The following is a 13,647-nucleotide window of genomic DNA, read 5'->3' as shown; positions in this document are numbered from 1 at the left end:
CGGCTAATCAGAGATCAGTTGCGATCCCAGCGGCGATCGCGACAGGCAAGAGCCCCCAGCAGGCAGATCACCCCTTCCAGATCATGATGGTTTAAGGTGGCAGCAGCCTGGGCCCGCACCAGCGGTTTGGCGTGAATGGCGATGCCGAGTCCGGCCACCCCCATCATTTTCAGATCATTGGCGCCATCGCCAATGGCCACTGTCTGGGCAGGACGAATACCGAACGCTGTCGCCAGCTGTTGCAGCACGTCTGCCTTGACGCTGGCATCGACGATGCGCCCACTCACCTGGCCGGTCAGCTGTGCCCCCTCGACGGCCAACTCGTTGGCGAAGATGGCATCCAGCCCCAGCGCCTGCTGCAACTCACCGGCGAAACGGGTGAAACCGCCCGAGGCGATCGCCACCCTCCAACCGGCCTGCTTGAGGGTATCGACCATTAGCTGCAGCCCTGGCATCCAGGGCATCTGGGCCGCCACCTCATCGAGAATGGTAACTGATGCGCCCGCCAGCAGGGCGACCCGATTACGCAAACTGTCGGAAAACTCCAGCTTGCCCTGCATGGCGGCGGCCGTCACGGCGGCAACCTGATCTCCCACGCCAGCCAGACGGGCAATCTCGTCGATGCACTCGATCTGGATAGCGGTTGAGTCCATGTCCATCACCAGCAAGCCGGGCTCGTTCAGGGTAGGCAGCGCGGACAGATGGCAGATGTCGATGTCCCACTCCTCGGCCTTAAGCAACTGCACCAGCTCGGGGGAGAACCTGTCCGTGCCCAGCAACAGCAAGGGCACCCCGGCTGGTGTGCTCGGCGGATAGAGCTGCGCCTGAATATCCTGCGCCACCAGCAGCTCGGCCAGACGCGCCAGATGCCGAGCGGCAAGAGGCTTGCCAAACAGCACCAGCCAGGCACCGTCCAGCGGCTGGGCAACGGGCAGCAAGGCTTGTGGCGTCAGCTGCCACCAGGGGGCGCTGTGCAGGCACTCTGGCCACTCGGACAAGGCAGCGGGTAATTGGGACAACAGCATAGGGATAGAACCTTCCTTGGTGATCATGGGGTTACAAAACTGGCCCAGAGTAGCGTATTGCTTTTTGTACAGGCAAGCGCCAAGATCCTGCCACCGCTTGTCATCAGGAGGCTCAACGCTTGCGTCATCTTCCCATCAAACGCGTTCTCAGCCTGGGCGCCGGTATACTGCTCGGCCTCTGGGTACTCGGTGTGCTCATCCACATGCAGAGCGAGAGCCAGGCATCGCTACACAGCGAGGCGCGCAACCGGGCCCAGGCACTGGTCGCCTATGCTGCCCGCGACATGAAACGCTGGATCAAAGAGGACAAGAACAGCGAGCTGGAACGGCTCGCCCAGGATCTGGCCGCCGAGCCCGAGATCCTCGATGCCACCCTCTATGATGCCCGTGGCATTCCCCTCGCCCAATCGGATCAGGCCGTGCCACTGGACAGCCTGCTCCCCATCGGCGGTGACAACAAGTCGCTGCCTGAGCAGGGCAAGGGACGTATCCAGTTTGTGCAGGAGATACTGGATGAGGAACAGACGCTGGGTTACCTGCGCATCACGCTGGAAGAGCATCAATTACTGGCGGAGAAGGACACCCGGCTCAAGGTAGTCCAGGAAAAACAGCGGCTGATGCTGCTGGTGGCGCTGCTGGCCGGTCTGCTTATCTCCTATGGTGTACGCCGCAACTACATGCGGGTGCGCAAACACAAGAAGAAGAGTCCGCCCTCATCGGATACGCCGGCAAGCTGAACCGGCAACAGGACAGTCAGCTCATAAAAAAAAACGGCGACCCGAGGGTCGCCGTTTTGCATGATGTGAATGGGGATTACTTGTCGCCCAGCAGGACGGAGTCCAGCGCGATTTCGATCATGTCGTTGAAGGTCAGCTGACGCTCTTCGGAGGTGGTCTGCTCGCCGGTACGGATATGGTCGGAGACGGTGCAGATGGTCAGTGCCTTGGCACCGTACTCTGCGGCCACGCCATAGATACCGGCAGCTTCCATCTCGACACCCAGGATGCCGTATTTTTCCATGACGTCGAACATGGAGGGATCCGGGGTATAGAACAGGTCGGCGGAGAAGATGTTACCCACGCGCACCGGTACGCCCTTGTTCTTGGCGGCTTGCACTGCATTGGCGACCAGGTCGAAGTCTGCAATGGCAGCGAAGTCGTGATCCTTGAAGCGCAGACGGTTGACCTTGGAATCGGTGCAGGCACCCATACCGATCACTACATCGCGCAGTTTCACGTCTTCACGCACGGCACCACAGGAACCCACGCGGATCAGGGTCTTCACACCGTAGTCGGTGATCAGCTCTTTGGCGTAGATGGAGCAGGATGGAATGCCCATACCGTGGCCCATGACGGAGATGCGACGACCCTTGTAGGTGCCGGTAAAGCCGAGCATGCTGCGCACGTCACACACCTGCTCGACGTTCTCCAGGAAGGTTTCGGCGATGTACTTGGCGCGCAGGGGGTCACCCGGCATCAGTACGGTATCGGCAAAGGCGCCATCTTTCGCATTGATATGAGGAGTTGCCATTCTCTTGATTCCTTCACACTAGGTTGAGTTTTATTGTCTTTATTGGTTGCCCGCCACCTGAGTGACGGGCGGGTAAATTACAGGAAGCTGGTACCGTATTCCAATTTCGGCAAACCGTGATAGGCCGCTATGCTCTGGCCGATGTCGGCAAAGGTCTCGCGACGACCGACGGAACCCGCCTTGACCGGCTTGCCGAAGAACAGCACGGGGATGTATTCACGGGTGTGATCCGTGCCACCCCAGGTAGGATCGCAGCCGTGGTCGGCGGTCAGCACCACCACATCGCCGTCCTGCAGTATCTCGAACAGCTCCGGCAGACGGGAGTCGAAGTACTCCAGTGCATCGGCGTAGCCTTTCACGTCACGACGGTGACCGTAGGAAGAGTCGAAGTCGACGAAGTTGGTGAAGACGATGGTGTTGTCACCGGCCGCTTTCACCTCTTCCAGGGTTCTGTCCCACAGCTCGGTCAGACCCGTGCCCTTCACCTGCTTGGTGATGCCCTGGTTGGCATAGATGTCGGCGATCTTGCCGATGGAGACCACCTGACCACCCGCTTCTTTCATGTAATCCAGCACTGTCGGCGCCGGCGGCAGCACAGAGTAGTCGTGACGGTTGCCGGTACGCTTGAAGTTGCCCTTGCCGCTGCCCACGAACGGACGCGCGATGACGCGGCCTATGTTGTAGGGCTCCAGCAGCTCGCGCACTATGTGGCACAGCTCATAGAGCTTCTCGAGGCCATAGGTCTCTTCGTGACAGGCGATCTGGAACACGGAGTCGGCAGAGGTGTAGAGGATCGGCTTGCCGGTGCGCATGTGCTCTTCGCCAAGGTCATCCAGCACCTGGGTACCGGAGGCATGGCAGTTGCCGAGGTAACCCGACAGCCCAGCCTTCTCGACGATGGCGTCCAGCAGCGCCTGCGGGAAGCTGTTGTGGTGATCCTTGAAGTAGCCCCACTCGAACAGCACGGGCACACCTGCAATCTCCCAGTGGCCGGACGGTGTGTCCTTGCCAGAAGAGAGCTCCTGAGCGAAACCGTAGGCACCGACAACCTCGATATCCTTCTTCAACCCTGCCGGGAAGTAGCCGGAAGCGAGTTCGCCCGCATGGCCCAGACCCAGTTTGTTCAGGTTCGGCAGATTGAGGGCGCCACGGCCTTCAATGTCACCCGCAGCGCAGGCCTTGGCGATATGGCCAAGGGTATTGGCGCCCACATCTCCGAACTTGTCGGCATCGGCAGCAGCGCCAATACCGAAAGAGTCCATCATCAGAATAAAGGTACGTTTCATGGGTTTTCCCCTTGTTACAAATCAGCCAGACCGATGCGACGGTAAACCTCAGGCAACGCCTGGGGCTGGGTATCACCGATCTTGACAGCTGCCTGCACCATGCTGGCAGCCTGAGCAAATTGATCTTCAGTTTGAGCGTGGATCAGCGCGAGCGGCTTGTCAGCATGGACGCTTTGACCCAGTCGGATAAAGTCGGTCAGACCGACGGCGTAATCGAGCTTGTCACCCGCCGCGCGGCGACCGCCACCCATGGCAACCACGGCCAGACCCAGCTCGCGGGTATCCATGGCGGTCACGAAGCCGGCATTGGCAGCATACACAGGGCGCACAATAGCAGCCTTGGGCAAGTGACTGTCATAACGTTCCATGAAATCGGACGGACCACCAAGACCAGTGACCATGCGCCCGAAGATCTCGGCCGCTTTGCCGTTGTCCAGCACAGCCTGCAGTTTGCGGCGAGCATCGGCGTCATCGCTGGCCAGATGGGCAGAGATCAGCATCTCGGCACACAGACTCATGGTGACTTCGTGAATGCGCGGGTTGCGATATTCACCGGTCAGATAACGCACCGCTTCACGCACTTCCACCCCGTTACCAGCGCTGGAGGCCAGCACCTGGTTCATGTCGGTCAAGAGCGCTGAAGTGCGGCAGCCAGCCCCGTTGGCCACGGCCACTATGCTCTTGGCCAGCTCTTCGGACGCTTCAAAGGTCGGCATGAAGGCGCCTGACCCCACCTTGACGTCCATCACCAGCGCTTCCAGCCCGGAGGCAAGCTTCTTGGAGAGGATGGAGCCGGTGATCATGGCGATGGATTCAACGGTCGCCGTGATGTCGCGTACCGCATAGATGCGCTTGTCGGCGGGCGCCAGATCGCCGGTCTGGCCTATGATGGCCACACCCGCCTCTTTCACTACTTTCAGGAAACGATCGTTGTCGACCGAGGTCTGGTAGCCGGGAATGGCATCCAGCTTGTCCAGAGTACCACCGGTATGACCCAGACCGCGGCCGGAGATCATGGGCACGAAACCACCGCAGGCGGCGACCATGGGGCCCAGCATCAGGGAGACCACATCACCCACGCCACCGGTGGAGTGCTTGTCGACAATGGGGCCCCCCAGATTGAGGTGCTCCCAGTTCAATACCATGCCGGAGTCACGCATGGCACAGGTCAGGGCGACCCGTTCATCCATGGTCATGTCTTTGAAGTAAACCGCCATCGCCAGCGCTGCAATCTGGCCCTCGCCTATGGTGTTGTTGGTAATGCCCTGAACGAAGAATTGAATCTCTTGGGTACTGAGCGCTTCACCGTTGCGCTTCTTGCGAATAATTTCTTGAGGCAAAAACATCTTTCATTCCCTCCGCCATTGCTGGCGTTACCTAAGCCGTTATCCCTGCCCGCACGCCGTCTGGCGGGGGCATAACAGGGCGAGCCGCGCTCGCCCTCTCATCAACTTAGTAACCGCTGGTGTTGGCAGGCTTGTCGCCATGCCCCAGCGTGGCCAGCAGGCTGGCCAACAGGCTGGATGCACCAAAGCGGAAGGTGCGGGCGGATACCCAGTCTTTGCCCAGGATCTCTTCAGCCATGGCGAGGTACTGACCCGCGACAGCGGCATCTTTTACGCCACCGGCCGGCTTGAAGCCGACTTTCGGGTTCTTGGCCTTGATCACTTCCATCATGATGCGGGCCGCTTCCGGGGTCGCATTGACCGGCACTTTACCGGTGGAGGTCTTGATGAAATCGGCACCGGCATCGATACAGATCTCGGAAGCACGACGGATCAGTGCTTCTTCCTTCAGCTCGCCGGTCTCGATGATCACTTTCAGCAGTGCCTTGTCGCCACAGGCTTCCTTACAAGCTTTGACCAGATCGAAGCCAACCTGTTCATTGCCAGCCATGAAGGCGCGGTACGGGAATACCACGTCCACCTCATCGGCACCGTAGGCGACGGCGGCGCGGGTCTCGGCCACGGCGATCTCGATGTCGTCGTTGCCATGGGGGAAGTTGGTAACGGTCGCAATGCGCACGTCGGCGGCACCGATTTCACGCAGGGTTTTGCGAGCGATGGGGATGAAACGGGGGTAAATGCAGACAGCGGCGGTCAGGCCGGCCGGTGACTTGGCCTTGCGGCACAGGTCGACAACCTTCTGATCGGTGTCATCATCGTTCAGGGTGGTCAGGTCCATCAGGTTCAGGGCGCGTTGGGCGGCCAGTTTCAGATCAGTCATTCTATTCTCCAAAGTCTCGATTTAATCCAGATCTCAAGGGCGAGCGTCTGCTTGTCGCAACGCAACCAGCAAGGCACGACTCCCCAGGATACGGGAATGGAATTACAGCGCGAATGCACAGGCACCATGCAGACACTACGACTGTAAATAAGGCAAGAGCCCTGTCACTTTCTTACAAAAGTGCGGACTTGGTTCCATGAAGACTTGAGAAAGGTCGACGACTTCTGACCCGACTTCCCAATCAATTCCATTTGACCGCCAACACCCGACTTGATCGGGTATTAGTCAATGCCAGCACCCTGCTGGCAATGCCTATTTCAGCCGAGATACCCCGTGTTTGCAAGCCGGATTTGCCAATTTCAGAGGTACCTCACATCTGGCAAATCCGGTACTGGAAAGTGCATCAAGAGAAGAAACGTGTGAGTACCCAAGAGTAAGCAATGCCCCCAAGATAGACTCCGACGATCCCCATCACCCCGGACAGGACGGGTGGTGCAGGGATCGGCAATTTGAGGAAAGAAAACAACAAGCCAACGATAAAGCCGGCCGCCATCGCCAGTAGCACTTCATTCATATAACCTCCGATTTGACTCATTTTATTATTAGTTTAGAAAGGAAAACGGTTGTCACCGCCCCAAACGCGAACGCCACAGCATTTCGCTGTGGCGTTCGTCTTTACCTGTGTGTCAGGCAAATATTACATGGCAGTCAGTGCCAGGAAGAAGCCTGCGATAGTGGCAGACATCAGGTTGGACAGAGAGCCAGCCAGTACGGCTTTCAGACCAAACTTGGCAATGGTGCTGCGACGGTTCGGTGCCATTGATCCCAGACCACCCAGCAGGATGGCAACGGAGGAGAGGTTGGCAAAGCCGCACAGGGAGAAGGAGATGATGGCCTTGGTGTGCTCTGACATGGCCACACCGTTGATCAGTACTTCATCCTTCAGATACGGGGCAAAGTTCAGGTAAGCCACGAATTCGTTCACCACCAGTTTCTGGCCGATGAAGGAACCGGCAACCACGGCTTCGCTCCAGGGTACACCGATCAGGAAGGCCAGCGGGGAGAACAACCAGCCCAGCAGCAGTTCCAGAGAAAGCTCCGGCATGCCGAACCAACCACCCACACCAGAGAAGATACCGTTGATCATGGCGATGAGGCCGATGAATGCCAGCAGCATAGCACCTACGTTCAGAGCCAGTTGCAGACCGGCGGATGCACCGGCAGCGGCAGCATCGATCACGTTGGCAGGCTTGTCTTCCAGATCGCCTTCAGCAGAGTTTTCGTCATAGCTGGGGGATTCGGTTTCCGGCACCAGCAGCTTGGCGAACAGGAGACCACCCGGCGCGGCCATGAAGGAGGCGGCAATCAGGTATTCCATCTTGACGCCCATGGAGGCGTAACCTGCCAGCACGGAACCTGCAACGGAGGCCAGACCACCACACATGACGGCGAACAGCTCGGAGTCAGTCATCTTGGAGATGAAAGGACGCACAACCAGCGGCGCTTCAGTCTGACCAACGAAGATGTTGGCAGTCGCAGAGAGGGATTCGGTACGGGAAGTGCCCAGTACTTTTTGCAGGCCACCACCCAGCAGCTTGATCACCCACTGCATGATGCCCAGATAATAAAGAACTGCGATCAGGGAAGAGAAGAAGATGATGACGGGCAGAACGCGGAAGGCAAAGATAAAGCCGCCGCCACCGAACACTTCAAACATCTTGTTGCTGACCAGGCCACCGAACAGGAAGTCGATACCATTCTGGCCATAACCGATGACGCTGGAAACGGCATCAGATACACCCACCAGAATATCGCGACCCACAGGGACATACAGTACAAATGCACCCAGACCAGCCTGGATTGCGAAGGCACCGGCCACGGTGCGAATTCTTATTGCCTTGCGGTTGCTGGAGAACAGCACCGCGATAAGGATGAGCGTTGCCATCCCCACCAGACCCATTATCAAATTCATTATTAACACTTCCTCTTTAGTAGCACCTTCCAGCTTGTTAACAACTTGTGTGTTTCTGCTGTCAATCAAGGGTGCGCATTATACTAATTACAGGAAGACAAAGTAGAATGCTGGTCACATTTTATAAGCATGAAATACGCTGGAGGTCGCCAAATTAGACCGCAAACGATTTTTACTCCCTGCAACTTTCAGCACAACGCAACCTGACGTTAATCAAATGTTACCAAACCCTCTTTCGATCTGGAAAGCACGCAAAGTGGATTCATGTAACACCGAAGCAACATGAGACAATGGCTGTTGCCGCAACTCGGCCAATAGTTGCGCAATTTTTGGCAAGTTGGCGGGGGTGTTTGGTCGCCCCTGCTGCCCTTGCAACGGCATGTCCGGCGCGTCCGTCTCCAGCAGCAAGGCTTCCAGCGGCAGATCGCGGATCGCCTCTCGTGTCTTGTTGGCCCGATCAAAGCTGATCACTCCTCCGACCCCCAATCGAAACCCCAATTGCCAGAATGCCTGTCCCTGTTGCAGCGAACCGCTGAAGGCATGAATGACTCCGCCTCTGGCCGGTTTGAAGCGGCGCAATATTTTCGCGACCGTATCGTTGGCCCGCACCGAGTGGATAATCAGTGGCAGCTCATGATCCATGGCCAGCCTGATCTGCGCCTCGAACAGTTCAAGCTGCCCCTCCTGCGGCACATGGGAGCGCAGATCCAGCCCGCATTCCCCAACCGCCACCAGACCGCAAGGCCGGGCAGCCAGCAATCCTTGCAACCGGGTCAATGCCCCTGGCGTCTGGGCGCCCACGTACCAGGGATGAATACCCAGTCCATAGGCAATGCCCGCATGCTGTTCGCTCAGCGCCATCACCCGGGCCCAGTTTTCCTCCCCCACGGCGGGAATGATATACTCGCCGACCCCCAACTGCCGGCACTCGGCCAGCAGCGCCGTCCGGTCGGGATCGAAGACCAGGAAGTCGAGATGGCAATGGGTGTCGATCAGTTGCATGTCACTTTCACCTGTTTGTCGTATTTGATGGGTCTACTCAATAATGAAACGCTCGAACCTTGGCTTTACCCTGATTGAACTGGTGCTGGTCATCATAGTGCTGGGGATCCTGGCCGTCACCGCCCTGCCCCGCTTCATCAATATCAAGGATGATGCGCTCAAGAGCACTGTCTCCACCACCGCAGCCAGCTTTGCCGGTGCGGTGCAACTGGCCCACGCTGGCTGGGCGGTCAAGACGAAAGGGGAGCCGCTGGCACTCTATAACTTTAGCGGCATGGGTAAGCAGGATCTCGACATCAACCGTTATGGCTGGCCCGCTGGCACGGAGGAGGATCAGGGCAGCAAGGGGATCAATGAGCCCTATGTTCCAGGTCAGGGAAGCTACATCTCTGTCAGCAACCAGTCAGATTGCCGCTTGTTGTTTCAGGGGCTGCTGGACAGCAGCTATAAAGTCGCATCGGTCGATCAGGATTCCGACATCAAAGCGAGCGCCGACTACCTGTCCAGCGAGCAACCCGGCAACTTTATAGATGAAGATGGCGAGCCTCACAGCAACTGCCGCTATACCCTGCGCGCCTCCATCGGCCGCTTCCCGGCCTATCCGGATGGCCTCTCCTTCGACTACAACAGCGTTACCGGGGCCGTGACTCACAATTTTGATTGAGAGACTCTGCATCGCACGCTGGCTCAGCCTTCTTTGTCTCATCTTCATCATAACGAACCGGCATGCAGCAGCGCCGGTTCTCCGGCGTGAGTCCCCACTCCTCGCACCACGCATCGTAGCGGGCCAGCCAGCGTAACAAGATACCTTTCATCAGCGCACTCCTCTCTTCATCGAGCCATTCGATACTCAGCCCCATTCCCCCTTGCCAACCCAGAACCATCGGGCCGGCATCATCATGGCGCCCCGGATGGCAACAGCAGCCCCATGCTGATCTCGTCGACATAACCCTCGTCCAGCCGATACGCCTGCCGCCGCAACCCCTCATCCCTGAAACCACACTTGCGGTAGAGTGAATGGGCCACCTCGTTATGGGCCATGACACCCAGCTCCAGCCTGCTGATACCCAGATCGCTGGCAGCCTCAATAAGCGTGCGCAGTAACCGCTCTCCCCAGCCCTGACCGCGCGCACTCGGCCGCAGCCCCATCACCACCAGTGCACAATGGCGATTGCGATGCATGTTCCCTCCCAACAGGACGGCAAAACCCTGCACCTCACCGCCCAGGCTCAGCAGCCACATCCGCTGATTGAGGCTGGCCTGCATAGCCGCCAGATGCTGGCGCTGTCCCTCGACATCGGAGGGGCGCTCCCCTGCCTCATACAGCATGAAGCGGGTCTCCCGATCCAGTTGCTGAAAGAAGTGGTCCAGCGCCGCCGCATCCTCCACGTTTGCCATACGAATCGTCATGCTTACCCTCCCTGTTTGGCTGTTGCACCGGATCACGGTCATAAAAAAACGACTCCATTTGGAGTCGTTTTTATCAGAGCCATCGGGCCAGTTCAATCAATGGCGATACCGGCAGATCACTTGCTGGCAGGCAGGCTCAAACGGGCAACCGCTTCCACATGCATGGAGTGAGGGAACATGTCCACCGGCTGCACTTCGTCCAGCACAAAGCCCTGCTTGACCAGCCAGGCGAGGTCGCGGGCCAGGGTCTGCGGGTTGCAGGATACATAGACCAGACGACGCGGTGCCATGGCGACCAGAGTCTGCAGTACCGCCTTGTCACAACCCTTGCGGGGCGGATCCATCACCACCACATCGGCGGTCACGCCCTGGGCGTACAGCTCGGGCATCAGCTGCTCGGCCTTGCCCACATGGAATTCGGTGTGCTCTATGCCGTTGAGGGCCGCGTTGCGACGGGCATCGCTGATGGCGCTCTCGACCGATTCTATCCCCACCACCTTGGCGGCCTTGCCAGCCAGGAAGAGGGAGATGGTGCCGATACCGCAATAGATGTCGAACACAGTCTCGTTGCCGGTCAGCTCGGCATACTCGAGAGCGCTGGAGTAGAGCACGTCAGTCTGGGTCGGGTTGTTCTGGAAGAAGGAGAGCGGCGAGATCTCGAACTCGAGTTCATGGATCTTGTCGCAGATCACCCCTTCCCCCAGCAGCACCCGGTTGTTGGCCCCCAGAATGCGGTTGGTGCGCTCATCGTTGATGTTCTGCACCAGGGTGGTGATGGGCAGATCGCTCAGGGCAACCAGCAGCTCGGCTTCGAACGGCAGCGCTTCACCCAGGGTCACCAACACCACCATCAGCTCGCCGCTCTTGAAGCCCTTGCGGGTCATCAGGTTGCGCACACAGCCGGTGTGGTTCACCTCGTCATAGGCCGCGATGTCATGCTCGCGCATCCAGTTGCGCACCCGGGCATTGAGCTCCACGTGCAACGAGTCCTGCACAGCGCAATCGTCGGCGGTGATGAGATCGTGAGAGTGCTTGCGATAAAAGCCAATCTCGGCACCGGCGTCGCAGCCACGCACCGCATATTGCGCCTTGTTGCGATAGGCGAACGGGCTTTCCATGCCAAGGATCGCCTTGACCGGGGTATCACCCAGCCCGGCCTGCTCCAGTGCGCTCTGCACCAGAGCCTGCTTGAGCTTGAGCTGGGCCGGATAGGCCAGCGGGCGTACCTGACAACCGCCGCACTCGGTATTGGGGCAAAAGTCGGCGACCCGATCGGCAGAGGGCTGGAGCAGCTCGGTGACCTTGCCGTGCAGATAGTTCGGCTTGACCTCGGTCAGCTCCACCAGCGCCTGCTCACCGGGCAGCAGACCCTCAACGAACAGGGGGCGGTCGAACAGGCGTCCTTTGCCATCTCCCTTGTCAGTCAGTTCCAGGATCTCGATCTGGTGTTGATGTCCCACTAACGGCATGAGCGGCTCCAAAGGCATAGAAAATGATGGGGAAAATGGGGCAAGCCCATTAAGGGTGGCAGAGTTTAGCGGAGATCTGCCCAAATTGCAGGCCTAAAAGGTTGGGTAAAGCGCACTCTACTTTTGCAGGCATAAAAACGCCGCCGGCATAACCGGCGGCGCACTCTTGTTGGCACAGGGCCACGACTGGGTTACAGGCTATAAGCTTTCTCACCGTGGGTGGTGACATCCAGTCCTTCACGCTCCGCATCTTCTTTGACTCGCAGACCGACCATCAGATCCACCAGCTTGAAAGCCACCACAGAGATAACACCGGACCAGAGGATGGTGACCCCGACCCCGATGGCCTGGATCTTCACCTGAGCCAGGATGGAGTAACCCTCCGCAACCTGGTTGGTGACATAGTCCCACACACCAGTACCGCCCAGATCCGGGCTGGCGAAGACGCCGGTCAGCAGGGCACCGAGAATGCCGCACACACCATGCACACCAAACACGTCAAGACTGTCATCGGCGCCAAGCAAGCGTTTGAGACCGTGAACTCCCCACAACCCCGCCACGCCACCAATCAGACCCATCACCAGGCCACCACCCACACCGACAAAACCGGCCGCCGGGGTGATCACCACCAGACCGGAGACGGCACCTGAGGCTGCGCCCAGCAAGGAGGGACGCCCCTTCATCACCCACTCGGCCAAGGTCCAGGAGAGCGCAGCGGCGGCCGGGGCCACCCAGGTGTTGATAAAGGCCAGCGCGGCGGTGCCATTGGCTTCCAGTGCTGAGCCTGCGTTGAACCCGAACCAGCCGAACCAGAGCAGGGAGGCCCCTATCATGGTCATGGTGAGGCTGTGCGGTGTCATGGGATCACGACCGTAACCCAGACGCTTGCCCACCAGATAAGCCCCCACCAGACCGGCTACGGCGGCGTTGATGTGCACCACAGTGCCACCGGCAAAATCCAGTGCACCATGCTGGAACAGATAACCGGCCGTCGCCGTTGCTGCGGCTGCAGCATCAACCGTGGTATAGGCATCCGGGCCCGCCCAGTACCACACCATGTGGGCCAGCGGTATGTAGGCGAAGGTGAACCAGATCACCGAGAACAGCAAGACGGCGGCGAACTTGATGCGCTCGGCGAAGGCCCCCACGATGAGGCCGCAGGTAATGGCCGCGAAAGCCCCCTGGAACACCACATAGATAAACTCGCTGATACCGACGCCTTTGCTGAAAGTGGCCGCGATGGAATCAGGGGTTACCCCCTTGAGCAGCACCTTGCTGAAAGAACCGTAAAGGCTGTTGCCCTCGGTAAAGGCCAGTGAATAACCGTAGATCACCCACAGCACGCAGATGAGCGAGAACAGGGTGAACACCTGCATCAGTACGCTCAACATGTTCTTGCTACGTACCAGACCGCCATAAAACAACGCCAACCCGGGGATCGACATCAGGATCACCAAGGCTGCAGAGAGCAGCATCCAGGTATTGTCACCCTTGTTGATGGTCACGGCAGCCACCACTGGCGCCGCTGCCTGCACGACATCGACCGATGCGGTCACCAGCTCTTCAGCCCAACTGGGGCTGGCCAGCAAGGCGGCAAGCGCCAACCAGCCTGTCATCACGAGTCTCTTGAGCATACTGCCTTCTCCTTCCCTGTCGTCCCGGCACCAGTCCGGGTCCATTTCCTGATATGAATATCGAATCCATGAGTCGCGCCGCACACTGAATTC

Annotated in this window: 13 protein-coding genes; 2 read left to right on the top strand and 11 right to left on the bottom strand. The window is 58.8% G+C overall.

Annotated features, from left to right (window positions below; genetic code table 11):
- Positions 1-14 precede the first annotated feature (14 nt).
- Entirely contained in the window at positions 15-1,025 is a 1,011-nt protein-coding gene (gene serB, locus OKC28_RS06060) for a phosphoserine phosphatase SerB (protein WP_021140888.1), read from the bottom strand.
- 119 nt (positions 1,026-1,144) lie between these two features.
- Here serB and OKC28_RS06055 point away from each other — a divergent pair, with 119 nt between their 5' ends.
- Complete coding sequence (locus tag OKC28_RS06055; protein WP_270688165.1) at positions 1,145-1,762, top strand: AhpA/YtjB family protein; 618 nt, start codon at positions 1,145-1,147, stop codon at positions 1,760-1,762.
- Between the two features lie 76 nt (positions 1,763-1,838).
- Here the strand turns inward: OKC28_RS06055 and deoD are convergent, their stop codons facing one another.
- The 7 genes from deoD to OKC28_RS06020 form a co-directional block, all read right to left on the bottom strand.
- Positions 1,839-2,555: a purine-nucleoside phosphorylase gene (gene deoD / locus OKC28_RS06050; protein WP_005320418.1), complete on the bottom strand. Its 717-nt coding sequence runs from the start codon at positions 2,553-2,555 to the stop codon at positions 1,839-1,841.
- A 77-nt stretch (positions 2,556-2,632) separates the two neighbouring features.
- The gene (locus OKC28_RS06045; RefSeq protein ID WP_270688163.1) at positions 2,633-3,841 is read right to left on the bottom strand and encodes a phosphopentomutase; all 1,209 of its coding nucleotides are present in this window, start codon (positions 3,839-3,841) and stop codon (positions 2,633-2,635) included.
- 14 nt (positions 3,842-3,855) lie between these two features.
- The gene (gene deoA, locus OKC28_RS06040) at positions 3,856-5,187 is read right to left on the bottom strand and encodes a thymidine phosphorylase (RefSeq protein WP_270688161.1); all 1,332 of its coding nucleotides are present in this window, start codon (positions 5,185-5,187) and stop codon (positions 3,856-3,858) included.
- Between the two features lie 106 nt (positions 5,188-5,293).
- Positions 5,294-6,067 carry a deoxyribose-phosphate aldolase gene (gene deoC, locus OKC28_RS06035; RefSeq protein ID WP_059112476.1) on the bottom strand — a complete coding sequence of 258 codons (774 nt, stop codon included), beginning with the start codon at positions 6,065-6,067 and terminating at the stop codon, positions 5,294-5,296.
- Between the two features lie 403 nt (positions 6,068-6,470).
- Positions 6,471-6,641 carry a XapX domain-containing protein gene (locus OKC28_RS06030; RefSeq protein WP_005320410.1) on the bottom strand — a complete coding sequence of 57 codons (171 nt, stop codon included), beginning with the start codon at positions 6,639-6,641 and terminating at the stop codon, positions 6,471-6,473.
- A gap of 123 nt (positions 6,642-6,764) precedes the next feature.
- A complete protein-coding gene (locus OKC28_RS06025) occupies positions 6,765-8,039 on the bottom strand; it encodes a NupC/NupG family nucleoside CNT transporter (RefSeq protein ID WP_021140884.1) in 1,275 nt (424 codons plus the stop codon).
- A gap of 213 nt (positions 8,040-8,252) precedes the next feature.
- Positions 8,253-9,041 (bottom strand): TatD family hydrolase, encoded by a 789-nt coding sequence (locus OKC28_RS06020; protein ID WP_270688156.1) that lies wholly within the window; start codon positions 9,039-9,041, stop codon positions 8,253-8,255.
- A gap of 40 nt (positions 9,042-9,081) precedes the next feature.
- Between OKC28_RS06020 and tppF the strand changes: the two genes are divergently transcribed.
- Complete coding sequence (tppF, locus tag OKC28_RS06015) at positions 9,082-9,705, top strand: type IVa pilus pseudopilin TppF (RefSeq protein ID WP_270688229.1); 624 nt, start codon at positions 9,082-9,084, stop codon at positions 9,703-9,705.
- Between the two features lie 233 nt (positions 9,706-9,938).
- On the opposite strand, the gene OKC28_RS06010 is transcribed toward tppF, so the two are convergent.
- From OKC28_RS06010 to amt, 3 genes are all read right to left on the bottom strand, one after another.
- Positions 9,939-10,451 carry a GNAT family N-acetyltransferase gene (locus tag OKC28_RS06010; RefSeq protein ID WP_270688154.1) on the bottom strand — a complete coding sequence of 171 codons (513 nt, stop codon included), beginning with the start codon at positions 10,449-10,451 and terminating at the stop codon, positions 9,939-9,941.
- 116 nt (positions 10,452-10,567) lie between these two features.
- Complete coding sequence (rlmD, locus tag OKC28_RS06005) at positions 10,568-11,920, bottom strand: 23S rRNA (uracil(1939)-C(5))-methyltransferase RlmD (protein ID WP_270688152.1); 1,353 nt, start codon at positions 11,918-11,920, stop codon at positions 10,568-10,570.
- A 191-nt stretch (positions 11,921-12,111) separates the two neighbouring features.
- A complete protein-coding gene (amt, locus tag OKC28_RS06000) occupies positions 12,112-13,554 on the bottom strand; it encodes an ammonium transporter (protein ID WP_270688150.1) in 1,443 nt (480 codons plus the stop codon).
- Positions 13,555-13,647: the final 93 nt, after the last annotated feature.

Source organism: Aeromonas sp. D3, assembly GCF_027705025.1.
Taxonomy (GTDB): domain Bacteria; phylum Pseudomonadota; class Gammaproteobacteria; order Enterobacterales; family Aeromonadaceae; genus Aeromonas; species Aeromonas salmonicida.
The sequence above is the reverse complement of the archived record's forward strand: the minus strand, read 5'-3'. Positions and strand labels throughout refer to the sequence as shown.